Raw genomic sequence first — 23,820 nt, 5'->3', positions numbered from 1 at the left:
CCGCGGTGCAGGTACGTCCCCGGTGCAGCCGCCGGTGCCGCCATCCACTCCGCCGAAGCCCGCCGTGCCCGCCGCCCGCCAGGCCGCCGACATCCAGCTCGTCGAAGCGACCGACGCCACCGCGGTCGACGCCGCCGACGAGGCCGTCGACCGCCTCCTCGACTGCGGCCAGGAGCCGGGCGCCGTCCTCATCCTCACCACGGGCGGCCAGCACCCGTGGGCCGAGCACGAGGCGTCCTTCGGCGAGGACGCGTACTGGCGTCAACAGGCCGAGGGCGACGACGTGTTCTGCGCGCATGTCTCCGAACTCGCCCGGGTCGCTCCCCGGGCCGTCGTCGTGCTCGCTGTCAACGGCGGTACGGACGCCGACGTCGCCCGATCGCTGCCCGCGGCGCTGGACAAGGCCGGTGAACGCCTGGTGGTGTGCGGCGACCCGCAGCGGCTCGGCACCCTGCTCTGAACCCTGCCTGCGGACCCCGAACCGTCCCCCGGACGGGTGGGCGGCCCGCCCAGGGTGACGCCGAGCCCCGCGCCCGTTTCCGTCGCTGTCAGCGGCGCGCGGTCCGACCGCCGGGGACGAAGCCGTTCGACGCACCCTGGGCGGTCAGCCCTCCGGCCACGTGCGGGGGGCGAGTCGCCTCGAACAGGTTCGCGGGGCGCTCACCGGCCGGGCCGGAGGGGGCGTCCCCTGCGGCAGTTCCGCAGGGGCGCCCTCCGAGGGCTCCGGGGAGCGCGGGCGTCGCCCTTTCCTCCCCTCGCCCAGCACCTGCCATCCGGCAGGCGTGAGCACGATGTAGGCCCCGCAGCGAAGGCCGTGCAGGGTGCAGGCGTCGCGCAGCCCCCACATCCAGGCGCCGTCCACCTCGCTCCAGTCCGATCCGCCGCCGCGGCAGAACAGCAGCGCGGCCGTGCGCACCGGAGCGCGACGGCGCAGGTCGTGCGGCACGATCCGGCGCAGCTGCCCGAGCAGCGCGTTGCGGAACTCCCAGCCGTCCGGTCGATCGGTCGACCGGACGAGGGACGCGCTGGCCACCAGTCGTTCATCGGGCCCGAACACGGCGATCACCGCTGTTCCCGGCACCGGCAGGTGGCGTTCGTGCAGACCGCCGACCACCTCCCGGGGGCTGCGCAGCAGGGGCACGCCCAACGCGGCCCATTCCGAGGACTCCAGACTGCGGCTCAGGCGGGACACGGCGTCGGTCGGAGGCGGCGTCGCGAAACCGAGACTCACATTTCCCCCTCCGACGGCGCACGCAACCCGCCCGGCACTGCTGCGGATCCGTGTCGATTCTCGCCGCCCGGACAGGTCGCGGCAATGCCCGGAGCTCTGTCGCACCACCCGGCCTTCGCCTGCCGAGCGGGATGCCCGCGCTGGTCAGCCCTGTACCGCGAGCACCAGGGGCAGCACCCCCTTCGCTCCCGCACCGCGCAGCATCCGCGCTGCCACCGCCAGCGTCCAGCCCGTCTCGGTGTAGTCGTCGACGAGCAGGACCGGACCGTCAGCCGCCGCGACCGCGGACGCCACTTCCGCGGGGAGGTGCAGCGCTCCGTCCAGCGCCCGGAGCCGCTGCGCACTGTTGCTCCGTGGCACCCGGCCGTGTTCGGCGAAGCCCTCCGTGTACTCCACGGCTCCCAGCAACGGCATCCGGCCGATCTCCGCGATGCGCCGGCCCAGCGACGCCACCAGAGCCGGCCTCCCCCGCGAGGCCATGGTCACCACTCCGGCCGGACGAGCGGGCGCCCCTTCGTTCCCGGAAGCCCAGCCGTCCTGGCCGCGCGCCCAGTCGGCCAGCACCGTCACGACCGCTTCCAGCACGTCCTTCGGGACCGGGCCGTCTCCGCCACCTGGAGCGAGCATCGGCCGCAGCCGGTTGCCCCACCCGATGTCGGAGAGGCGGCCCAGCGCCCGTCCGGGAGCGGCCTGTTCACCTGCGGGGATGCGTCCCTTGAGGTCCATGCCGACGGCCGACAGGCCGGTGGGCCACATCCGGCGCGGTTCGACCCGGACGCCGGGGCGCCCCAGCGCCGCTCGCGCGGCGTCCATCGCCTCCGGGGACACCTTCTCCGAGAACCGGGGCTCGCCGCGGCAGTTGTCACAGCGACCGCACGGCGCCGCCTCCTCGTCGTCCAGCTCGCGCCGCAGGAATTCCATCCGGCAGTCGCCGGTGGTGGCGTAGGCACGCATGGCCGTCTGCTCGGCCTCGCGCTGCCGCGCGATCCACGCGTACCGCTCGGCGTCGTACGTCCAGGGGGCGCCCGTCCACTCCCAGCCGCCCTTGACCCTGCGCACCGCGCCGTCGACGTCGAGCACCTTGAGCATGGTCTCCAGACGTGACCGGCGCAGTTCCACCTGCGGCTCGAGGGCCGGAAGGGACAGCGGACGCCCTGCTTCCGCCAGCACCTCCAGGGTCCTGCGCACCTGTTCCTCGGGAGGGAAGGCGAGGGAGGCGAAGTACCGCCAGATCGCCTCGTCCTCCCGTCCGGGCAGCAGCAGCACCTCGGCGTGCCGGACTCCGCGGCCCGCCCGCCCCACCTGCTGGTAGTAGGCGATCGGGGAAGCGGGGGAGCCGAGGTGCACCACGAAGCCGAGGTCCGGCTTGTCGAAGCCCATCCCCAGAGCCGAGGTGGCGACCAGCGCTTTCACCCTGTTCTCCAGGAGGTCTGTTTCGGCAGCCTCCCGGTCGGCGTTCTCGGTGCGTCCGGTGTAGGAGGCGACCGTGTGACCGCTCTGCCGCAGGTGGGCGCTGACCTCCTCGGCGGCCGCGACGGTCAGCGTGTAGACGATGCCCGACCCCGGCAGCTCGTCCAGCTGCTCGGCGAGCCACGCCAGCCGGTGCGCCGCGTCGGGCAGGTGCAGCACCGACAGGCTCAGACTCTCCCGGTCCAGCGGACCGCGCAGCACCAGCGCCGCTCCGCCCTCCGGATCCTGCTCGGTGCCGCCGGTGCCGAGCTGGTCGGCGACGTCCGCCGTCACCCGGGCGTTGGCCGTCGCGGTCGTCGCCAGAACGGGGACGCCGGGCGGGAGGTCCGCCAGCAGGCTGCGCAGCCGGCGGTAGTCCGGGCGGAAGTCGTGGCCCCAGTCGGAGATGCAGTGCGCCTCGTCCACCACCAGCAGGCCCGTGGTCGCGGCCAGCCGGGGCAGCACCTCGTCGCGGAAACCGGGGTTGTTCAGCCGCTCCGGGCTCACCAGCAGCACGTCGACCTCGCCGTCGGCCACCTCCTGCTGGACGGCATCCCACTCCTCGGTGTTCGCGGAGTTGATGGTGCGGGCCCGGATCCCCGCCCGCTCGGCGGCGGCGACCTGGTTGCGCATGAGTGCGAGCAGGGGCGACACGATCACCGTGGCGCCCTCGCCCCGGTGCCGGAGCAGCGCCGTGGCGACGAAGTACACCGCCGACTTGCCCCATCCGGTGCGCTGCACGACCAGGGCGCGGCGGCGGTGCGCCACCAGCGCCTCGATGGCCCGCCACTGGTCGTCTCGCAAGCGGGCGGTGCCGCTCTCGTCTCCCACGAGGCGGGCCAGGACGTCGTCCGCAGCGGTACGCAGATCCATGTCGGTCATGCGCTCCATGCAAGCCCATCGCACCGACAGAAGCGAACGCGCCCTGGGGAAAACTCAGCGTCGGTCCGGTGATCACATCAGCAGACCGTCCCTGTGGACGAAGCCGCGCGGAGATCGGCGCAGGCAGGGCACAGTCGCGTCATGACACAGCACAGCGGGGGATCCGCACCCGACAGCCCGCCCACCGACCCGGTCACGCAGGTCTCGCTGCGCGGGCCCGCCGAACTCGCCGACGCCCTGCCCTATCTCCTCGGTTTCCATCCCGACGACTCGGTGGTGCTCGTCGCCGTGCACGGGGAGGAGAGCCGTTTCGGCGGGCGTATCCGGCTCGGCATCCCGGCAGAAGCGGGGGAGTGGGAGGAGGCCGCCCGTCACCTCGCCCGCTGCCTGTCGGACGGCTCGCAGGTGCGCGGCGCACGGCCGGAGGGGGCCGTGCTGTACCTCTGCCGGGACCCGGCGGAGGGGGAGACGGCGCGGGCGGTCGCCGAGCGACTTCGCCCGTTGGCGCAGGCGCTGCGCCGGGCGTGCGGCGAACGGGAGATGCCCGTCTACGAGGCGCTCTGTCTCTCCGGCGGCCGCTATTTCTCCTACTGCTGCCCCGATCCGGCGTGCTGCCCGCCGGAAGGGACTTCGCTGGAGAGGCCGGGGACCTCGCCCATGGCCGCCGCGGCCGTGTATGCCGGAATCCGGGTGCGCGGTTCGCTGAAGGACATGGAGGCGCGGCTCGCACCGCTCGGACCGGTCCTCGCCGAGGCACAGGAACGCGCGCTGGACACGGCGGCGGCCGAACTCGTGCCCCGCATGTTCGCTGCCGAGGGTGCCACGGCCGTCCGGGCGCGGACGGTCGTGCTGGCGCGGCGGCTGATCGCCCGCTTCCGTGCCGCCGTGCCCGGGCCTGACACGGTGGCCATGGCGCAGGACGCCGCCGACGACGCGCTCCTCACGCCGGAGGAGGCCGCCACCCTCATCCTGGGGCTCCAGGACCGGGGCACGCGGGACCAGGCCGCGGAGTGGATGGAGGGCAGGGACGCCCAGCCCGCCCTGCGACTGTGGCGTGCGCTGGCCCGGCGCTGCACCGGCCCGTACGCTGAGCACGCTCCGGCGCCGCTCACCTTGGCGGGCTGGGTCGCCTGGTCGACGGGGGACCAGCCGGCCGCCCGCGTGGCGTTCGTGCGGGCGCTGGAGACCGATCCCGACTACGTCTTCGCCCAGTTGCTGCACCGTGCCTGCAACGAGGGCCTCGATCCCGAGCCGTTGCGGCACTGCATGCGTGAGGAGCGGGCCGCGCGGCGACGCCGGAGCCATCGCAGGCGGAAGGGAGGACCGGCGAGGCGCGGGGGCCACAGAGCCCGTGCCGACCGGAAGGTCCGTGCCGGGAGCAGGGCCCGCGCGGAGCGGAGTGCCGGTCACCGATGAGGTCGGCAAGCGCCCTTTTTATCGTCAGGCAGACGACTATGATCATGCCATGCCCTATGACCCGTCGGCCTTCCCGCCGTTCGCCGTCACCGTCGACCTGGTTGTGCTCACCGTCCGCAGGCACGCGCTCTGCGCACTGGCGGTACGGCGTGGCGAGCCGCCCTTCCAGGGGCGGTGGGCGTTGCCGGGCGGGTTCGTCCGGGCGGACGAGGACCTGGCCGGCGCGGCAGCCCGCGAGCTCAATGAGGAGACGGGGCTGCGGGCCCAGGACCCCGGCGACCACACGGCCGAGGCCCATCTGGAGCAGCTCGCCACCTACGGCGACCCCGACCGCGACCCGCGTATGCGGGTGGTCAGCGTGGCGCACCTGGTCCTCGCCCCCGATCTTCCGTCGCCGACACCGGGCGGCGACGCCGACAGCGTCCGCTGGGCTCCCGTCGAGAGCCTTCTCCAGCCTTCCGGCACGGGGGAGGGCCCGCCCGAACCGCTGGCGTTCGACCACGGGCGCATTCTCGCTGACGGCGTGGAGCGGGCCAGGTCCAAGATCGAGTACAGCTCTCTCGCCACCGCCTTCTGCCCGCCGGAGTTCACCGTGGGCGAGCTGCGCCGCGTGTACGAGGCGGTCTGGGGCGTGGTGCTCGACCCGAGGAACTTCCACCGCAAGGTCACCGGCACACCGGGGTTCCTGGTGCCCACCGGCGGCACGACCTCGAGGCAGGGGGGCCGCCCTGCCCAGCTCTTCCGGGCCGGCGGCGCCACACTCCTCAACCCGCCGATGCTGCGACCGGACGTCTGAGCCACACCGGTCGCGTCATTCCCGACAAAACGGGCATTGCATCGCTATCTTGCAGGGGTGCGTCCCCCAAGTGCCCTGCGGGAGCAGCGATGATTCAGGCGATCGGACTGACCAGCGTTCCCCGCCGCGGCCGGCGCCCGGCGGTCGACGACGTGACCTTCGAGGCGCCTGCCGGCCGGGTGACGGCTCTTCTGGGCCCGTGTGGCGCGGGCAAGTCCACGGCACTGCGGCTCCTTCTCCAGCTCGAGCCGGGCCGCGGCGTGGCGCTGTTCGACGGGCGGCCCCTCCACCGGCTGGAGCATCCGGGGCAGGAGGTGGGTGTCCTGCTGGGAGACGTGCCGGGCCACCCGGGGCGCACGGCCCGCAACCACCTGCGGATGCTCGCCGCTGCGGCGGGCGTCCCCGCGGAGCGGGCCGACGAGATGCTCGAGATCGTCGGGCTCGGTGTCCTCGCCGAGGAGCGGGTCGGCGCCTTCTCCCTGGGCATGGACCGTCGCCTGGGCATGGCCGCCGCGATGCTGGGCGACCCGCACACCCTGGTACTCGACGAGCCGGCGCAAGGGCTGTCCCCTCGCGAAGCCGGCTGGCTCCACGGGCTGCTGCGCGGATACGCGGCCCAGGGCGGCGCCGTGCTCGTCACCCTCCGCGACCCCAGGGAGGCGGTCCGCGTCGCCGACCGGGTCGTCAGCCTCGCGGAGGGACGGTTGCTCGCCGACCAGGAGGCGGAGGACTTCGCCCGTACGCGGCTCCGCCCCAGGGTCGCCGTGTCCACGCCGCACGCGGGACGCCTCGCCGATCTGCTCGTCCAGCAGGCCCGGAGTGCCCCGCGTACCGGCGCCGACGGGCGCGAACGGGACGAGATGGAGGTGGTGGCCGAGTCCGGCACCCGCCTCTGCGTCTACAACAGCGACTGCGCGTCGGTCGGCGAGACCGCCTATCGCCACGGCATCCTCGTGCACCGCCTCGCCGAGGAGAGCGGCGACGACGGCGCCTCCGTGGTGACTGCACGCGCCGAACGGGCCGCGCCCGGATCGCCCACGGCCCCGGCCGCCGCGGAACGTGCGGCCCTCGCTCCACCGCGGCAGCGCACGGTCGTGCCCCGGCGGAGCGAGGGCCCCCGACTGCACAGCATCGCCCCGCCCGGCCCGGCTTCACCGCTGCGCTACGAGGTCCGCCGCATGCTGAGCGTCCGCACCCCCTGGTGTGTGCTCGGCTGCGTGCTGGCCGTCGCACTGACCGCCGGCCTCGGCCTCGCGCTGGCCGGTCCCGACCCCGACAGCGACGAAGCGCTGCTGCGCCTCCTCGCCGGCTGGCCCGCGACCTTCCTGTTCCCGCTGCCGCCCGCCGCGGCCGGCGCGGGGCTGCTCGGAGCGCTCGCCTACGGTCAGGAGTGCCGCTACCCCTCGCTGGTCCCCGCCGGAGCGTCCGTGCCGCGCCGGCTCGGACTGCTGCTCGCCAAGGTCGCCGTGACCGCGGCCGGTTCGCTCGTGCTGTGCCTCGCCGTCCTCGCCGTGAACGGCGCGGCGTTGCTGCTTCTGTTCGGCGGCGAGGTGCTCGTCCCGTCCGACGGGCTGCGTGGCCTGCTCGCTGCCGTCGCCTGGTCCGTGGTGCTCGCCGTCGGCTGCGGCTGGGCGGGCCTGCTGGCGGCCGGAGCTGCCCGGTCCACCGCCGTCGGGCTGGCCGCCGTGCTGGCCGTGCCCCTGCTGATGGTGCCGATGGCGAAGCGCATGTTCCCCGGCGGCGACGGCCCGGTGCTCGACGGCCTGGCCGGGCGGCTGGAGGGCGCGCTGCTGTCTCCGTGGCCCTCCGGAGTCGACGGCTGGGTTCCGGTCGCGGTCAGGCTGGTCTCCCAACCGGTCGGCCAGGCCCTCGCGATGTCGTTGACCGTGCTGCTCGCCGCCTACCTGCTGCTCGGCCTGCGCGGCCGTCCGTCGTGACCCCGCGCGAAGGCCTCGGGGGGACCGCGCTTCCCGGTCAGGCGATCGAACGCGACACTGGTAAGCCTCTTTCTTTCCGATAAGGCGTCAATTGTGCGGAAGCCAGCGATCACCCTTTCGTGTGCTTTTCACCAAAGCCCTCAAGGCGGCCTGTGACCAGGCCGACAAAGGGTTCGTGACTACCCTTGCGCACACCTCGATGACCCCCGCCCGCTCCGCCGGCTCCGGCCTCACCGGCCCGGGAGAGCTGGACCGCTACGCCTACGCCGAATCCTCCGGAGCGGCGCGCACCACCAACGCCCCCGCCTGGGAGGGGGCCGAGGCCGACATGGGCCGCCTGGGCCGCCGGTCGTCCGGCAACCGCGGCCGCGGACTGCACGGCCAGCTCGTGCAGCAGCTCGGCCAGATGATCGTCTCCGGGGACCTGGGCGCCGACCGTCCGCTGGTCCCGGAGGAGATCGGCCAGCGGTTCGAGGTCTCCCGCACCGTCGTCCGCGAGTCGCTCCGGGTCCTGGAGGCGAAGGGCCTCGTCAGCGCCCGTCCGAACGTCGGCACCCGGGTCCGTCCGGTCAGCGACTGGAACCTGCTCGACCCGGACATCATCGAATGGCGGGCGTTCGGGCCGCAGCGGGAGGACCAGCGCCGCGAACTGTGCGAACTCCGCGCCTCGATCGAGCCGCTGGCCGCCCGCCTCGCCGCCGCCCGCAACCGCGACGAGGTGCAGCAGCGCGTCGCCGACATGGTCGGCATCATGGGACAGGCCCTGACCCAGGGCGACTCGCTCACCTTCTCCCGCGCCGACGCCGAGTTCCACGGCCTGCTCCTGCAGTCTGCGGGGAACCGCATGCTGGAGCACCTGGCCGGCATCGTGTCCTCCGCGCTCCAGGTCTCCGGCGGCCCCTCAACCGGCTGCGTTCGCCCGAGTGAGGCCGCCGTGGCCCAGCACCGGCAGATCGCCGACGCGCTGGCGGCAGGGGACGAGGGCGCGGCCGAGTCCGGGATGCGCGGCCTCTTCTGCGGTCAGGCGGACGCCGCGGTCGCCCAGCAGGCCCCGGGCGCCGACCACGTCGTGCCCGCGCCCCGCGAGCACTGAGCCGGCGAGCGGTTCGTTCCACTGTGCGGCAGCGCCGCCGGGCTCCCCGGCGGCGCTGCCGCACGTGAGGGCGGTGCCGGGAGCCGGACCGGTGCGCGCGCCCGGAGACGGCGTTACCCACCCGGCCCGGTTCGCCCGGTTCCCGTCGCTTGGGCCGGGTGCACGGTGTGACTCGGGCCACGCACGGCGTGCGTAACGCTTCCCGCCGTCGCGCGATGACTCAAGAGGTGGCAGCCGAAGAGGGAGCCGATCCGCGCCTCAGCGCTCTCCCTTCCCGGCTCTGCCCGCGCCGTCGGTGCATCCCGCCGGCGGTCCGCCGTTTCCATCGTTCCGAGAGGTTGTTCGTGTCGGCCAGCACATCCCGTACGCTCCCCGCGGAGATCGCCGAGTCCGAGTCCGTGTTGGCGCTCATCGAGCGGGGAAAGGCCGAGGGGCAGATCGCCGGCGATGACGTCCGTCGGGCCTTCGAGGCTGACCAGATCCCGCCGACCCAGTGGAAGAACGTCCTGCGAAGCCTCAACCAGATTCTGGACGAGGAGGGTGTGACGCTCATGGTGAGTGCCGCCGAGGCGCCCAAGCGCACCCGTAAGAGTGTGGCGGCGAAGGCCCCGGCCAAGAAGACCGCCACCACGTCGGTCCGCGCCAAGACCGCCGCTCCGAAGAAGGCCACGAAGGCTGCAGCGAAGAAGACCGCTGCCGAGGCCCCCGTCCCGCCGGAGGCCGCCGCCGCGGACGACGCCGTCGAGGCGCCTCCTGTGAAGAAGGCGGCGGCGAAGAAGACCGCCGCCAAGAAGACGGCCGCCAAGAAGGCTCCTGCCAAGAAGGCGGCCGCCAAGAAGGGCGCGGCGAAGAAGTCGGTCGTCGACGAACTGCTCGAGGCGCCGGACGCCGAGGCGGAGGAGCCCGGTGTGAAGCCCGCCAAGAGCGCTCCGCAGGACGGGCCCGCCGTCGAGACCAAGAACGAGAACGAGGGCTTCGTCCTCTCCGACGAGGACGAGGACGACGCGCCCGCGCAGCAGGTCGCCGCTGCCGGGGCGACCGCCGACCCGGTCAAGGACTACCTGAAGCAGATCGGCAAGGTGCCGCTGCTCAACGCCGAGCAGGAGGTCGAGCTCGCCAAGCGCATCGAGGCGGGTCTCTTCGGCGAGGACAAGCTGGCGTCCGAGGAGAAGATCGCCCCGAAGCTCAAGCGCGAGCTGGAGATCATCGCCGAGGACGGCCGCCGGGCGAAGAACCACCTGCTGGAGGCCAACCTCCGTCTCGTCGTCTCGCTCGCCAAGCGCTACACGGGTCGTGGCATGCTCTTCCTGGACCTGATCCAGGAGGGCAACCTCGGTCTGATCCGCGCCGTCGAGAAGTTCGACTACACCAAGGGCTACAAGTTCTCGACCTACGCGACGTGGTGGATCCGGCAGGCCATCACCCGCGCCATGGCCGACCAGGCCCGCACCATCCGCATCCCGGTGCACATGGTCGAGGTCATCAACAAGCTGGCCCGCGTGCAGCGCCAGATGCTCCAGGACCTGGGCCGCGAGCCCACCCCGGAGGAGCTGGCCAAGGAACTCGACATGACCCCGGAGAAGGTCGTCGAGGTCCAGAAGTACGGGCGCGAGCCGATCTCGCTCCACACCCCGCTCGGCGAGGACGGCGACAGTGAATTCGGTGACCTCATCGAGGACTCCGAGGCCGTCGTCCCTGCGGACGCGGTCAGCTTCACCCTTCTGCAGGAACAGCTTCACTCCGTCCTGGACACCCTCAGCGAGCGCGAGGCCGGTGTCGTCTCGATGCGCTTCGGCCTCACCGACGGCCAGCCCAAGACGCTGGACGAGATCGGCAAGGTCTACGGCGTCACCCGCGAGCGCATCCGCCAGATCGAGTCCAAGACGATGTCCAAGCTGCGGCACCCCTCCCGTTCGCAGGTCCTGCGGGACTACCTGGACTGATCCGCGCAGCGAAAGCGCCTCCGACGTGCACTGATGCGGGTTCGGAGGCGCTTTCGCGGCGGTCGCCGCCCTCCTCGCTCTCGCGGCGGGCTCATCACCTCGCCGGGCGTGGCGTTGGCGCGCTTCGCGCCCGGTGACGGTTCACGGGCGCCAGGCCGGCCCTGCCCCGGGCTGGTACCGAGCTGTTCGGTGAACCGCTGGGCGAGGGTCCGGCTGGGCTGTCCGGCGCGTTCGGTGAGGAGGCCGAGAGTCAGCCGGGCATCGGGGTGGGAGGTGACCCACTCCAGCAGTGGCGCCAACGACGCGTCGGCCCGAACCGGTTCGGGCCGTGCGGCGCACTGGAGATGGCTGCCCTCTCTACACCCGCGATGCTGTTCCTGCGCTGCGGCGGAACGCGACGCCCAAGTTGCTTGTCTGGGGCGAGGATGACCGCTCTCAGAGGGTGGAGTACGCCGAGCGGTTCGCCTCGGAAACCCTGCACAGCACACTCGTGCGTGTCCCGGATGCCGGGCACATCCCCACCGAGAACGCGCCCGACCGGATCGCGCGCGCACCCACCGGCTTCTCTGAGAGCACCGCAGGGCAGGGTCCTTTCGGACGATCTCCACGTCGCGGCCGGGATCTGAGCGGGTGAAGCGACCAGAAGGCCGGCGAAGCTCTGATCGGCCCAGACCCTTCAGACCCCCGAATGGCCGAGGCGGGTTCGCGGCAGGGGGCGGCGAGCGCCGTCACGGTCCCGGGCGTTCGCCGCAACCACGTGGACCGGCGGGAACGGGCCGAGGGCGTCGGTGACGAGGGGCCGCCGGCGGCCGCCACGGTGAGGCCGGAGCAGCGCAGAACGCCCGGCCTGACGGACGGCCGCACGGCGGGCCTTCGGCGACCGGCGGGCCGGTGTTCCCCCGATCGGGGGCTCCGGTCCGTCTCCGTTGCTCCGGATGCGGAGGGTGTTCCGGGAGTCGACCCTGGGTGGTCACGACGCCACCGACCTGGGGAGGCCGCGTGCGAGACCGCCTGCTCCGCCCGCTCATATGTCCGCTCCTGCTGCTGGCCTGCACCGTGCCCGCCGTTCCCGCGCAGCTCCGTGAGGCCGAGAAGCCGCGGGACGGCGCGTCCGCCGCCCCTGCGGTCATCGACGGCACGCTCGCCGGGGAGACGGCGGATGCGAAGAATCCCGCGGCGGTCCGGGACGGGGACGTCGTGGGCGGCCGGGACGTGAGCGTGGCCGAGCACTCCTGGACGGTCGCTCTGGCCAGCCGGGAGCGCTTCGGGGACACCCGCTCCGGCCAGTTCTGCGGAGGCGCGCTGGTGGGCCCGCGTACGGTGCTGACCGCTGCGCACTGCCTGAGCACCGAGGTGCTGGGCGTGGACCGGCGGCAGGTCACGGACCTGCGGGTGATATCGGGACGTGACGACCTCACGGGCGGGGTGGGACGGGAGACGCCGGTGTCGGACGTCTGGGTGAATCCCGGGCACGACCTGCGCACCAACGCCGGCGACGTGGCGATGCTGACCCTGGCCGAACCGCTCTCGGGCGCGCGCCCGATCGAGCCGGCCGCGGTGGGGGACGAGGCCTACCGCCCGGGCACCGAGGCCACCGTGTACGGCTGGGGCGACGTGCGCGGGGACGGCAGCTTCGCGGAGACGCTGCACGCGGCCCGGGTGCGCCTCCTGCCCGACGGCGCCTGCGCCGAGGCCTATCCCGGCAGCGTGTCGGGCACCTACGAGGCCGGCTCCATGCTGTGTGCGGGACTGCCCGCCGGTGGTCCGGACGCCTGCCAGGGCGACAGTGGAGGGCCCCTGGTGGCCGACGGCCGGCTGGTGGGGCTGGTCTCGTGGGGCACCGGCTGCGGTGAGCGGGGCCTGCCCGGCGTCTACACCCGGATCTCCGCGATGCTCCCCCTGATCCCCGCACCCGCCCCGGAGAATCCCTCGTGACCGACGGCCGGCGCAGAACCCTCTGCGGAGGCTGCGGAACCTCCTGCGAGGGCCCGCACACGACCGACGGGCGGCTTCCCGGTGCTACCGGGTAGCCGCCCGTCGTGTCCGGCCCTGTGGCCGGTCCGAGCTCGTCCGACGCTGTGGTACGCCGGGGTCCGGCGTGTCCCGCGTCTGAGGCGGGACGTCAGCGCTCGTCTTCGCCTGCGGTGGCCGGAGTCGCGGTGAGCTTCTCCGTCTCGTCCTGTATCTCCGCGGCGATCTTCTTCAGTTCCGGCTCGAACTTGCGGCCGTGGTGCGCGCAGAACAGCAGCTCTCCGCCACTGAGGAGCACGACGCGCAGGTAGGCCTGCGCGTTGCAGCGGTCGCAGCGGTCGGCTGCCGTCAGCGGGGTCGCGGGGGTCAGAACAGTAGTCACGTCGCCTCTTCTCTAGCTCGACGAGCTGTCGTACCAGGGTCAACATCCAACCAGCCCGAAAACGTTCCCGCTCCGGACTTTCCCAGGAGGATTTCTCCCTCCGTGACGGCCGGAATGCTGCCGGTTGGCGGCGAATGAGCCGTGGTGCGTCGGTTGCCGGTGGTGCTCGGTTCGTGATGAAGGGTGTCGAAGGTGTGGGGTCGGTGTCGGTCGTGGTCACGATCCGGTTCAACGGTTCGTGTCAGAGGACGTGCCCGGAGCCTAAACGGTTCATGCCTGGATGTGAACGTGATGTACGCGTCACCCGTCCGAGTTATCGAACGTGCATGCGACGCTGCGCTAGCATGGGCGCCCTGCACAACGGCTCAACTGGGCCTCGGTACCCTCTCATCCGGCACCACCGCCACACGAGCAGAATTCAGCGAGGAGCGAACCGCGTGACCGCCGAGACCTCAGTGTCGTCTTCCACCGCCCTGCTGTCCGGAGCGGACCGGGACGGCGGGTCCAACTACACCGCGCGGCACCTGCTCGTCCTGGAGGGGCTCGAGGCGGTCCGCAAGCGCCCTGGCATGTACATCGGGTCGACCGACAGCCGCGGCCTGATGCACTGCCTCTGGGAGATCATCGACAACTCCGTCGACGAGGCGCTCGGCGGCCACTGCGACCACATCGACATCCTGCTCCACGACGACGGCTCGGTGGAGGTCCGGGACAACGGCCGCGGCATCCCGGTCGACGTCGAGCCGAAGACGGGGCTCTCCGGCGTCGAGGTCGTCATGACCAAGCTGCACGCCGGCGGCAAGTTCGGCGGCGGCTCGTACGCCGCCTCCGGCGGTCTGCACGGCGTCGGCGCCTCCGTGGTGAACGCGCTGTCCTCCCGGCTCGACGTCGAGGTGGACCGCAGCAGCCGCACCCACGCGATCAGCTTCCGCCGCGGCGTTCCCGGCATCTTCACCGAGTCCGGCCCGGACGCGCCGTTCGACCCCGCCACGGGGCTGCTGAAGAACAAGAAGATCCCCAAGACCCGTACGGGCACCCGCGTGCGGTACTGGGCCGACCGGCAGATCTTCCTCAAGGACGCCCGGCTCTCACTGGAGACGCTGTACGCGCGCGCCCGCCAGACCGCCTTCCTGGTGCCGGGCCTCACGCTCGTGGTGCGCGACGAGCGCGGCCTGGACGGTGCGGAGGCCACCGAGGAGGTCTTCCGCTACGACGGCGGCATCAGCGAGTTCTGCGAGTATCTCGCGCAGGACCGCGCGGTGTGCGACGTGCTGCGGCTGCAGGGCCAGGGCACGTTCAAGGAGACGGTCCCCGTCCTCGACGACCGGGGCCACATGATCCCCACCGAGGTGCAGCGGGAACTCGCCGTCGACATCGCCCTGCGCTGGGGCACCGGTTACGACACCACCGTCAAGTCCTTCGTCAACATCATCGCCACCCCCAAGGGCGGCACCCACGTCACCGGCTTCGAGCGCTCGATCACCCGCACGGTCAACGAGGCGCTGCGGTCGGCCAAGCTGCTGCGCGTGGCGGAGGACGACGTCGTCAAGGACGACGCCATGGAGGGCCTCACCGCCGTGGTGACCGTCCGGCTCGCGGAGCCGCAGTTCGAGGGGCAGACCAAGGAGGTGCTGGGCACTTCGGCCGCCTCCCGGATCGTCGCGCAGGTGGTGGCGAAGGAGCTCAAGGCATTCCTGACGTCGCACAAGCGGGACGCCAAGCAGCAGGCCCGGTCGGTGCTGGAGAAGGTCGTCGCGGCGGCCCGCACCCGGATCGCCGCCCGGCAGCACAAGGAGGCGCAGCGCCGGAAGACGGCGCTGGAGTCGTCCGCGCTGCCGGCCAAGCTGGCCGACTGCCGCAGCGACGACGTCGACCGCTCCGAACTGTTCATCGTTGAGGGAGACTCGGCACTGGGCACCGCCAAGCTCGCGCGGAACTCCGAGTTCCAGGCCCTGCTGCCCATCCGCGGCAAGATCCTCAACGTGCAGAAGTCGTCCGTCTCCGACATGCTCAAGAACGCCGAGTGCGGGGCGATCATCCAGGTCATAGGAGCTGGTTCCGGCCGGACCTTCGACATCGACCAGGCCCGCTACGGCAAGGTGATCTTCCTCGCCGACGCGGACGTCGACGGCGCGCACATCCGCTGCCTGCTGCTGACCCTCTTCCAGCGGTACATGCGGCCGATGGTGGAGGACGGACGGGTCTTCTCGGCCGTGCCGCCGCTGCACCGCATCGAGCTGATCAACCCCAGGAAGGGGCAGGACAAGTACCTCTACACCTACTCCGACAACGAGCTGAGGCAGACCCTGCTCGACCTCGAGCGCCGGAACGTCCGCTACAAGGACAGCATCCAGCGGTACAAGGGCCTCGGAGAGATGGACGCCGACCAGCTCGCCGAGACCACCATGGACCCGCGGCACCGCACGCTGCGGCGCATCAACATCAGCGACCTGGAGGCGGCGGAGGAGGCGTTCAGCCTGCTGATGGGCAACGAGGTCGCGCCGCGCCGCGAGTTCATCACCACGTCGGCGGCCACGCTGGACCGCTCCCGCATCGACATCTGAGCGGCGAGCCGCCCGGGCGTGTTCGCGTCCGCCCGAAGCCCCGGCCTCAGGCGGCACCGTCAGTGCCGCCCGCCGCCGCGCCCGCCCGGTCCGCGACGGCCGGGTCGGGCGCCAGCGCGTCCGGCAGCTCCACGGTGAACTCCGCGCCGCCGCCGGGCGCCTCGCCCACCCGCACGATGCCGCCGTGCCGTTCCGCCAGTCGCTTCACCAGCGCCAGGCCGAGCCCTCGCCTACCATGTGCCGGCGGCGGCTTCGTCGACCAGCCCTCGGCGAACACCTGCTCCCGCCGCTCGGGTGGAATCCCGGGCCCGCTGTCGGTGACCCGTAGCCGGACGCCCGTGCCGCCGGCCGGGAGCAGCTCCACGCCGACCTCCGCCCGTGCGGTGCCGGCCGCCGCGTCCAGCGCGTTGTCCACCAGGTTCCCCACCACGGTGACCATCTCCCGCGCGTCGACCAAGCGGTCCGGGAGCAGCGTCCCGGACCGGACACGCAGCGCCACGTCGCGTTCGGCCGCCACGGTGGCCTTCCCCACCAGCAGCGCGGCCAGCTGCGGGTCGCGCACCTGACCGGTGATCTGCTCCGCCGTGGCCCGGTGCACGCCGACCACCTCGGACAGGTAGGCGGCGGCCTCGTCGTACAGCTCCAGTTCCAGCAGGCCGAGCAGGACGTGCAGCCGGTTGGCGTGCTCGTGGTCCTGCGCACGCAGGGCGTCCACCAGCACCCGCGAGCTGTCCAGCTCGCGGCCCAGCTGCTCCAGCTCCGTCCGGTCGCGCAGGGTGACCACCGCGCCGCCGTCGTCGGTCGGCATCCGGTTCGCCACCAGCACCCGGCCGCCCCGTACCGTGAGCAGGTCCCGCCCGGTGACGCGCCCGGTGAGCACGTCCGCCGTACGCCCGGAGCCGAGTGCCTCCTCCAGCGCCCGTCCCGCATCCCGCGGGGCGAGGTCGAGGAGCCGCTGGGCCTCGTCGTTGACCAGCCGGATGCGGCCCGCCCCGTCGAGCGCCACCACGCCCTCACGGATGCCGTGCAGCATGGCCTCGCGCTCGGCGAGCAGGGCGGAGATGTCGGAGAACGCCAGGTCGTGGGTCTGCCGCTGCAGACGGCGGGAGACCAGCAGCGCCGCGAGCACGCCGACGCCCAGGGCGCCCCCCGCGTAGGCGAGGAGCTCGGGAACGGCGCCGAGCAGCCGTTCGCGGACGCTGTCGTAGGCGATGCCGACCGACACCGCGCCGACGATCCGGCCCTCGTCGTCCCGCACCGGCACCTTGCCCCGCGCCGACCGTCCCAGCGTTCCCACGTCGATGTGCCGCACCTCGTGCCCGGCGAGTGCGCGGGCCGGGTCGGTGGAGACGTACCGTCCGATCCGCCGCACCTCCGGATGGGACCAGCGGATGCCGCGGGTGTCCATGATCACCACGTAGCTGGCGCCGGTGGTGCGTCGCACCCGCTCGGCGCGTTCCTGTACCGGCCCGTCCGCGGACGGGCCGCCGGGGGAGCGCAGCTGCTCGGGCAGGCCCGGTTGCACGGCGGTGGACCGGGCGATGGCCAGGGCGCGCTGGGTGGCGCGGTCGTCGAACTCGGCACTCAGCGGGGCCAGGAAGAGACCGGTGACCAGGGCCGTCACCCCCGTGATGATCGCGAGCTGCATCACGAGGACCTGGGAGAAGACCCGCCGCGGCATGCCGACCCGCAGCGCGCGCGGCGACAGCCCGAACGGGAATCGCCGCCGTACCGCTCCGATGCGCCGCCGCGAGGCCGTCCCGAACGGGCCCGGTGGCGCGCCGGTCGTGGCCTGCCAGGGAGGCCCGTCCGTTCCGGTCTCCTCGTCCGGCGTGGCCGTCACCGAGTCGGGCGCTCCACTCCCTCGCCCGCGGCGCACGCTGCGCCCGCCGGCGCCGCCGCCACGGGCACGAGCGCCTCGACGGCCTCGACCCGCATCTGCGGCGGCAGCCCCAGCACGGCGCCGCAACTGGGCGCCGCCTGCGGGGCGTCGTCGGCCACCGCGGCGATGTGCACCCGCCAGCGGCGCCCGTCCCGGTGCACCACGGTGACCGCCCACCGCTGCCCGCCCGAGCCCTCCGGCGCCTCCTGCACGTCCACCACGTCCAGCGCGTCCGCCTGCTGCTCGCCGGTGGCCTCCCGGACGGCCAGATCGGCCGCCTGGCCGGGCCGGTCCCAGACCGAACGTCCTCGGCAGCCCTCGGTCACCACACGCCCCTCGCGCACCGCCTCCAGCACCGACTTGACGGTGTGCGCGGCGGCGCGCCCGTAGGCGTAGCCGTACGGCAGCACCAGCAGGGTGGGGGAGAAGCGGTGGCCGCCGATGTGCGTGATCTCCCAGACGTCGGCGTGCGCGGACGCGGCGAGTTCCGCCGCCAGCGGGCGGCCGAGCAGGGCGCAGCAGCGGTCCCGCTTGCCGTTGGTGCACACCAGCGCCAGCGGGTCGCCCCGGTGGTCGTGCCAGCCGGGGCCCGCGCCGGCGCGGATCCCGGCGCCGAGAGCGGCGAAGTCCATGTCCGGCAGGGACGTGACGGGGTCCACCCCGGCGGCCGTCTCGCGGGTGAGCACCCAGGAGACGCCGGGTGCGGTGTGAGCGAGGTGGATGCGCCGGTCGTGGGGCTCGCCGCGGTCGGCGTGCGGTCCCGGTCGGCGGATGAGCGCGACACGCACGCCGTGCGGCGCGGCCGCCCGGTCCAGGGCGGCGCCCAGCGCGGGATCGAGGTGGCTCTCCGTCAGGGCCTTGGAGCCCCAGGGGCCGGGCTGTTCGATCAGCAGCCAGGTGCGTGCGGTGGCGGCCGTGGCCGCCAGGGGCTCGCTCAGCACCCGGGACGCTGTGGCGCACGTTCTCACAGAGGCGAGCCTAACCGAACCTGTTCCAGGTCACCCCCCGGACGCGTCCCCACGGCCGGGCTGCGACCGACCGCAGTGGCTCGACTACGATCGGGCCCCGCCCGCCCCGATCCCGACACGCTGGAGGTCCCCGTGGTCACCCGCCGGATTCCGGTCGTCGTTCTCGCCGGCTTTCTCGGTTCCGGCAAGACCACGCTCCTCAACCACCTGCTGCGGCGCAGCGGCGGTACCCGCATCGGCGCGGTCGTCAACGACTTCGGCAGCATCGAGATCGATGCGATGACGGTCGCCGGGCAGGTCGACTCCATGGTGTCGCTCGGCGACGGCTGCCTGTGCTGTGCCGTCGACACCGAGGACCTGGACGGTGTGCTGGACGTTCTCGCGCGGCCGTCCGCGCGGATGGACGTCGTCGTGGTCGAGGCGAGCGGGCTCGCCGAGCCCGAGACGGTGATCCGGATGATCCTCGCCAGCCGCAATCCGCACATCGTGTACGGCGGGTTGGTGGAGGTTGTCGACGCCGCCGAGTATCCCGCGACACGGGAACGCCATCCGGAACTGGACCGCCATCTGCGGGCCGCCGACCTGGTGGTGCTCAACAAGACCGACCGTGCCGATCCCGGGACGCTGGAGACCCTGGAGGCGAGCCTGCGGGAACTCAGCCCCGGTGGCCCGGTGGTGCGCGCGGCGTACGGGCGGGTCGACCCGGGCCTGCTCTTCGACCGACCGGAGCGGCGGCGGTCGGCCGCCGAACAGCTCTCCTTCGACGCGCTGCTGCGCGCCGGCGACGAGTTTGCGGGGGACCACGCCGGCCACCTCCACGCGGCCTACCAGAGCGTGGAGTTCAGCACCCGGGAGCCTGTGGACCCCCGTCGGCTGCTGGAGTTCCTGGACCGGCGGCCTCAGGGCGTCTACCGGATCAAGGGCTTCGTCGACTTCGGCGACGCCGACCCGCAGCGGCGCTACGCGGTGCACGCGGTGGGCGGCTTCCTGCGGTTCGCGCCCGTGGAGCGCGCCGGGCTCGGGCCCGGGGGCACCGAACTGGTGCTGATCGGCACCGGCGTGGACGGCCCCGCGCTCCGTGAGGGGCTCGACGCGTGCAGGGCGGACCCCGCCGCCCCGGCCGATCCGCGCGCGATGTGGGGCGTCCTGCGGTACGTCGACGACCCCGCCGCGAAGGACGCGACGGGGGCGTCGGAGACGGGTGAGGAGCCCGGTGACGCGTGGGACGACCTGGACGAGGCGGAACTCGTCCTCCCCGAGCCCTCCTCGGCCGCCCGCCCGATGGACTAAGCCGGTCCGGCCAGCGCCGCGACGGGCTTGGCCAGTGGCACACCGGAGCCGTCCCGGCGCGGGTCCGGCTCCGGCAGCTCGGCCGGAGCGCCGGTGCGGGTCGCCGCGCGGACGGGCGCCGGCCCCGCCCAGGCCATGGTCAGGCAGTCCTCGCCCTTCAGGAACCGCTGGCAGCGCACGCCGCCGGTCGCCCGGCCCTTGCGCGGGAACTGGTCGAACGGGGTGAGCTTGGCGGTGGCCACCGAGTCGTCGAGGGTGCCGTGCGAACCGGCGACGGTGAACACCATGGCGTCGGCCGACGGATCGACCGCGGAGAACGAGAGGACCTTCGCGTCCGGGGCGAGCTTGATGCCCGCCATACCGCCGGCCGCCCGGCCCTGCGGCCGCACCTGCCCCGCCGGGTACCTGAGCAGCTGGGCTTCGCTGGAGACGAACACCAGATCCTCCTCGCCCGTGCGGAGTTCGGCGCCGCCGACGACGCGGTCGCCCTCCTTGAGCGAGATGACCTCCAGCTCCTCCTTGTGCGCCGGATAGTCCGGCACGACACGCTTGACGACGCCCTGCGCGGTGCCGAGCGCCAGCCCGGGCGAGGACTCGTCCAGCGTCGTCAGGCAGATCAGCGACTCGTCCGCCGCCAGCGTCAGGAACTCCGACACCTGAGCGCCTCCGGACAGATTCGGCGGCCCACCGGTCTCCGGGAGCTGGGGCAGGTCCACCACCGCCAGCCGCAGCAGCCGCCCGGCCGAGGTCACCGCGCCGATCTCGCCGCGGGTGGTGGCGGGAACCGCCGAGACGATCACGTCGTGCTTGACGCGCTTGACCTCCGCGCCCGCGCCGGTGTCCGCGGTGCCGTTCTCGGCACGGGCCAGCAGGCCGGTGGAGGACAGCAGCACGCGGCACGGGTCGTCGGCGACCTGGAGGGGGACGGCGGTGACCGGCGACTCGGCGGAGTCCAGCAGCTCGGTGCGGCGCTTGGTGCTGTACTTCTTGGCGACGGCGGCCAGTTCGGAGGAGACCAGCTTGCGCAGCTCGGCGTCCGAATCCAGGATGCGCGTCAGCTCCTCGATCTCCTCCCGCAGCCGGTCGCGCTCGCTCTCCAGCTCGATGCGGTCGAAGCGGGTCAGGCGCCGCAGCGGGGTGTCGAGGATGTACTGCGTCTGAACCTCGGAGAGTCCGAAGCGCTCCATCAGCGTCTGCTTGGCCTCGGCGGCGTTCTCGCTGCCCCGGATGAGCCGGATGACCTCGTCGATGTCGAGCAGCGCGACGAGCAGGCCCTCGACCAGGTGCAGCCGGTCGCGTCGCTTGCCGCGCCGGAACTCGCTGCGCCGCCGCACCACCTCGAAGCGGTGGTCGACGTACACCTCGAGCAGCTCCTTGAGCCCGAGGGTCAGGGGCTGCCCGTCGACGAGGGCGACGTTGTTGATGCCGAAGGTCTCCTCCATCGGCGTCAGCTTGTACAGGTGCGTGAGCACGGCCTCCGGGTTGAAGCCGTTCTTGACTTCGATGACCAGTCGCAGCCCGTGCTCGCGGTCGGTGAGGTCCTTGACGTCCGCGATGCCCTGGAGCTTCTTCGCGTTGACCAGGTCCTTGATCTTGGAGACGACCTTCTCCGGACCCACGGCGAACGGCAGTTCGGTGACGACCAGGCCCTTGCGCCGTGCGGTGACCTGCTCCACGGCGACGGTGGCGCGCATCTTGAAGGTGCCGCGCCCCTTCTCGTACGCGTCCCGGATCCCGTCCAGTCCGACGATCTTCCCGCCGGTGGGCAGGTCGGGGCCGGGCACGAAGCGCATCAGCGTCTCGAGGTCGGCGCCCGGGTGCTTGATCAGGTGCCGGGCCGCGGCGACGACCTCGCCCAGGTTGTGCGGCGCCATGTTGGTCGCCATGCCGACCGCGATCCCGGAGGCGCCGTTGACCAGCAGGTTCGGGTAGGCCGACGGCAGCGCGACGGGCTCCTGCTCGCTGCCGTCGTAGTTCGGCGCGAAGTCGACGGTGTCCTCGTCGATCGATTCGACCATCAGTCCCGCGGCCGGAGCCGACCGGCATTCGGTGTAGCGCATCGCGGCCGGCGGGTCGTCGTTGCCCAGCGAACCGAAGTTGCCGTGCCCGTCGACCAGCGGCACGCGCATCGAGAACGACTGCGCCATGCGCACCAGCGCGTCGTAGATCGCGGAGTCGCCGTGCGGGTGCAGCTTGCCCATCACCTCGCCCACCACGCGGGCGCACTTGACGTAGCTGCGCTCGGGGCGCAGGCCCATCTCGTGCATCTGGTACAGGATGCGGCGGTGCACGGGCTTCAGGCCGTCGCGGGCGTCCGGCAGGGCGCGCGAGTAGATGACCGAGTAGGCGTACTCCAGGAAGGAGCCCTGCATCTCGTCGACGACGTCGATGTCGAGGATGCGCTCCTCGAAGTCGTCCGGCGGCGGGGTCTTCGTACTGCGGCGGGCCATCGCGGCGAGCGCTCCTTCGTCCGGGTGGTCTGACGAGCTGGGTCAGGGAGAGCTGAGACTGACGCGGACCATTGTGGCCCGCGGGTCCGACAACCGGTCGCGCGGGGAAGGTCCTGGGCACGTACCGTACGGGAACTTCGCGGACAGTCGGAGCGCTTGCATACAGTGACGGAAAGAATCACCTCTCGCGATCGAAGGGACTGAGCGGCCCATGGGTCACACGGCCACGCCCCCGCCTTCCACCGGCGGGCTCACCGCGACCGAGCACCGGCTGGCCAACGGCCTGCGCGTGGTGCTCTCCGAGGACCATCTGACGCCGGTCGCCGCCGTCTGCATCTGGTACGACGTGGGCTCCCGGCACGAGGTGAAGGGCCGTACGGGCCTGGCCCACCTCTTCGAGCACCTGATGTTCCAGGGCTCGAATCAGGTGCCGGGCAACGGCCACTTCGAGCTGGTCCAGGGCGCCGGCGGCTCCCTCAACGGCACCACCAGCTTCGAGCGCACCAACTATTTCGAGACCATGCCGGCGCACGAGTTGGAGCTCGCCCTCTGGCTCGAGGCAGACCGGATGGGCTCGCTGCTGGCCGCCCTGGACGAGGAGTCCATGGAGAACCAGCGCGACGTGGTCAAGAACGAGCGCCGTCAGCGGTACGACAACGTGCCCTACGGCACCGCCTTCGAGCGGCTGACCGCCATGGCCTTCCCCGACGGTCACCCCTACCACCACACCCCGATCGGCTCCATGGCCGACCTGGACGCCGCCTCCCTGGAGGACGCGCGCCAGTTCTTCCGCACCTACTACGCGCCGAACAACGCGGTGCTGTCCGTGGTCGGCGACATCGACCCGGAGGCCACGCTCGGCTGGATCGAGAAGTATTTCGGCTCCATCCCGGGCCACGACGGCAAGCATCCGCCGCGGGACGGCGCCCTGCCCGAGATCATGGGGGAGCAGCAGCGGCAGGTGCTCCGCGAGGAGGTGCCGGCTCGCGCCCTGATGTCCGTCTACCGGCTGCCGGAGGACGGCCTGCGCGAGTGCGACGCCGCGGACCTCGCGCTCACCGCCCTCGGCGGCGGCGAGTCCTCCCGGCTGCACAACCGCTTGGTCCGCCGGGACCAGAGCGCGGTCAGCGCCGGCTTCGGCCTGCTGCGCCTCGCCGGTGCCCCCTCGCTGGGCTGGCTGGACGTGAAGGCGTCCGCGGGCACCGAGGTCGCCGACATCGAGGCGGCCGTCGACGAGGAACTCGCCCGGTTCGCGGCCGAGGGCCCGACCGAGGAGGAGATGGAGCGCGCCCAGGCGCAGCTGGAGCGCGAGTGGCTGGACCGGCTCGCCACGGTCGGTGACCGCGCCGACGAACTCTGCCGTTACGCGGTGCTGTTCGGCGACCCGCAGCTCGCGCTGACCGCCGTGCAGCGGGTGCTGGAGGTCACGGCCGAGGAGGTGCGCCAGGTCGCCGCCGCCCGGCTCCGGCCGGACAACCGCGCCGTCCTGGTGTACGAGCCGACCACACCCGAGACCGCGTCCGAGGACGGGGACCAGACCGCAGCCGAGGAGACCGGCCAGTGAGC

General features: G+C 72.8%; 17 protein-coding genes. 11 read left to right on the top strand and 6 right to left on the bottom strand.

Translation table 11 applies throughout. The features are described from left to right. The first annotated feature begins 34 nt into the window (after positions 1–34). Positions 35–460: a hypothetical protein gene (locus E4198_RS25775; RefSeq protein WP_348771284.1), complete on the top strand. Its 426-nt coding sequence runs from the start codon at positions 35–37 to the stop codon at positions 458–460. Positions 461–604: 144 nt separating this feature from the next. Here the strand turns inward: E4198_RS25775 and E4198_RS04800 are convergent, their stop codons facing one another. Both E4198_RS04800 and E4198_RS04795 read right to left on the bottom strand, forming a co-directional pair. After that, entirely contained in the window at positions 605–1,231 is a 627-nt protein-coding gene (locus tag E4198_RS04800) for a hypothetical protein (protein WP_136182064.1), read from the bottom strand. Between the two features lie 144 nt (positions 1,232–1,375). Beyond that, a complete protein-coding gene (locus tag E4198_RS04795; protein WP_136182063.1) occupies positions 1,376–3,571 on the bottom strand; it encodes a RecQ family ATP-dependent DNA helicase in 2,196 nt (731 codons plus the stop codon). Positions 3,572–3,703: 132 nt separating this feature from the next. Between E4198_RS04795 and E4198_RS04790 the strand changes: the two genes are divergently transcribed. From E4198_RS04790 to E4198_RS04755, 7 genes are all read left to right on the top strand, one after another. Next, positions 3,704–4,978: a DUF4192 domain-containing protein gene (locus tag E4198_RS04790; protein ID WP_136182062.1), complete on the top strand. Its 1,275-nt coding sequence runs from the start codon at positions 3,704–3,706 to the stop codon at positions 4,976–4,978. Positions 4,979–5,027: 49 nt separating this feature from the next. Next, on the top strand, positions 5,028–5,774 hold the full coding sequence (locus tag E4198_RS04785; RefSeq protein WP_136182061.1) for an NUDIX domain-containing protein: 747 nt from the start codon (positions 5,028–5,030) through the stop codon (positions 5,772–5,774). Between the two features lie 89 nt (positions 5,775–5,863). Continuing rightward, positions 5,864–7,711, top strand: a complete 1,848-nt coding sequence (locus E4198_RS04780; protein WP_136182060.1) for an ATP-binding cassette domain-containing protein — start codon at positions 5,864–5,866, stop codon at positions 7,709–7,711. A 121-nt stretch (positions 7,712–7,832) separates the two neighbouring features. Beyond that, on the top strand, positions 7,833–8,804 hold the full coding sequence (locus tag E4198_RS04775; protein ID WP_136182059.1) for an FCD domain-containing protein: 972 nt from the start codon (positions 7,833–7,835) through the stop codon (positions 8,802–8,804). A 344-nt stretch (positions 8,805–9,148) separates the two neighbouring features. Further along, positions 9,149–10,747, top strand: a complete 1,599-nt coding sequence (locus E4198_RS25300; RefSeq protein WP_281727961.1) for an RNA polymerase sigma factor — start codon at positions 9,149–9,151, stop codon at positions 10,745–10,747. 289 nt (positions 10,748–11,036) lie between these two features. Next, the gene (locus E4198_RS04760) at positions 11,037–11,381 is read left to right on the top strand and encodes an alpha/beta hydrolase (RefSeq protein ID WP_136182057.1); all 345 of its coding nucleotides are present in this window, start codon (positions 11,037–11,039) and stop codon (positions 11,379–11,381) included. Between the two features lie 494 nt (positions 11,382–11,875). After that, positions 11,876–12,682 carry a serine protease gene (locus tag E4198_RS04755; protein ID WP_247597857.1) on the top strand — a complete coding sequence of 269 codons (807 nt, stop codon included), beginning with the start codon at positions 11,876–11,878 and terminating at the stop codon, positions 12,680–12,682. Between the two features lie 187 nt (positions 12,683–12,869). Here E4198_RS04755 and E4198_RS04750 read toward each other — a convergent pair whose 3' ends face one another. Next, the gene (locus E4198_RS04750) at positions 12,870–13,100 is read right to left on the bottom strand and encodes a hypothetical protein (protein WP_136182056.1); all 231 of its coding nucleotides are present in this window, start codon (positions 13,098–13,100) and stop codon (positions 12,870–12,872) included. A 437-nt stretch (positions 13,101–13,537) separates the two neighbouring features. Here E4198_RS04750 and E4198_RS04745 point away from each other — a divergent pair, with 437 nt between their 5' ends. Then, positions 13,538–15,664 carry a DNA topoisomerase IV subunit B gene (locus tag E4198_RS04745; RefSeq protein ID WP_136182055.1) on the top strand — a complete coding sequence of 709 codons (2,127 nt, stop codon included), beginning with the start codon at positions 13,538–13,540 and terminating at the stop codon, positions 15,662–15,664. Between the two features lie 46 nt (positions 15,665–15,710). Here E4198_RS04745 and E4198_RS04740 read toward each other — a convergent pair whose 3' ends face one another. Beyond that, positions 15,711–17,345, bottom strand: a complete 1,635-nt coding sequence (locus tag E4198_RS04740) for a sensor histidine kinase (protein WP_136185186.1) — start codon at positions 17,343–17,345, stop codon at positions 15,711–15,713. Between the two features lie 158 nt (positions 17,346–17,503). Further along, positions 17,504–18,514: a sucrase ferredoxin gene (locus E4198_RS04735; protein WP_136182054.1), complete on the bottom strand. Its 1,011-nt coding sequence runs from the start codon at positions 18,512–18,514 to the stop codon at positions 17,504–17,506. Between the two features lie 132 nt (positions 18,515–18,646). Here E4198_RS04735 and E4198_RS04730 point away from each other — a divergent pair, with 132 nt between their 5' ends. Next, positions 18,647–19,804 (top strand): GTP-binding protein, encoded by a 1,158-nt coding sequence (locus E4198_RS04730; protein WP_136182053.1) that lies wholly within the window; start codon positions 18,647–18,649, stop codon positions 19,802–19,804. Here the strand turns inward: E4198_RS04730 and E4198_RS04725 are convergent. After that, on the bottom strand, positions 19,801–22,254 hold the full coding sequence (locus tag E4198_RS04725) for a DNA topoisomerase IV subunit A (protein WP_136182052.1): 2,454 nt from the start codon (positions 22,252–22,254) through the stop codon (positions 19,801–19,803). The genes E4198_RS04730 and E4198_RS04725 overlap by 4 nt on opposite strands. A gap of 211 nt (positions 22,255–22,465) precedes the next feature. Between E4198_RS04725 and E4198_RS04720 the strand changes: the two genes are divergently transcribed. After that, positions 22,466–23,818, top strand: coding sequence for a pitrilysin family protein (locus tag E4198_RS04720; RefSeq protein ID WP_136182051.1), 1,353 nt, complete (start codon positions 22,466–22,468; stop codon positions 23,816–23,818). Positions 23,819–23,820 lie beyond the last annotated feature (2 nt).

It is taken from the genome of Streptomyces sp. RKND-216 (assembly GCF_004795255.1).
GTDB lineage: Bacteria > Actinomycetota > Actinomycetes > Streptomycetales > Streptomycetaceae > Streptomyces > Streptomyces hazeniae.
Note: the sequence above shows the minus strand (reverse complement) of the source record. Positions and strands in the feature narration are given on the sequence as shown.

Bases quoted from the DNA above. Each gene is read 5' to 3' on its own strand.
- E4198_RS04795 (WP_136182063.1), bottom strand. From the start codon at position 3,571: ATGGAGCGCATGACCGACATGGATCTGCGTACCGCTGCGGACGACGTC.
- E4198_RS04790 (WP_136182062.1), top strand. From the start codon at position 3,704: ATGACACAGCACAGCGGGGGATCCGCACCCGACAGCCCGCCCACCGAC.
- E4198_RS04785 (WP_136182061.1), top strand. From the start codon at position 5,028: ATGCCCTATGACCCGTCGGCCTTCCCGCCGTTCGCCGTCACCGTCGAC.
- E4198_RS04780 (WP_136182060.1), top strand. From the start codon at position 5,864: ATGATTCAGGCGATCGGACTGACCAGCGTTCCCCGCCGCGGCCGGCGC.
- E4198_RS04740 (WP_136185186.1), bottom strand. From the start codon at position 17,345: ATGCCGCGGCGGGTCTTCTCCCAGGTCCTCGTGATGCAGCTCGCGATC.
- E4198_RS04725 (WP_136182052.1), bottom strand. From the start codon at position 22,254: ATGGCCCGCCGCAGTACGAAGACCCCGCCGCCGGACGACTTCGAGGAG.
- E4198_RS04720 (WP_136182051.1), top strand. From the start codon at position 22,466: ATGGGTCACACGGCCACGCCCCCGCCTTCCACCGGCGGGCTCACCGCG.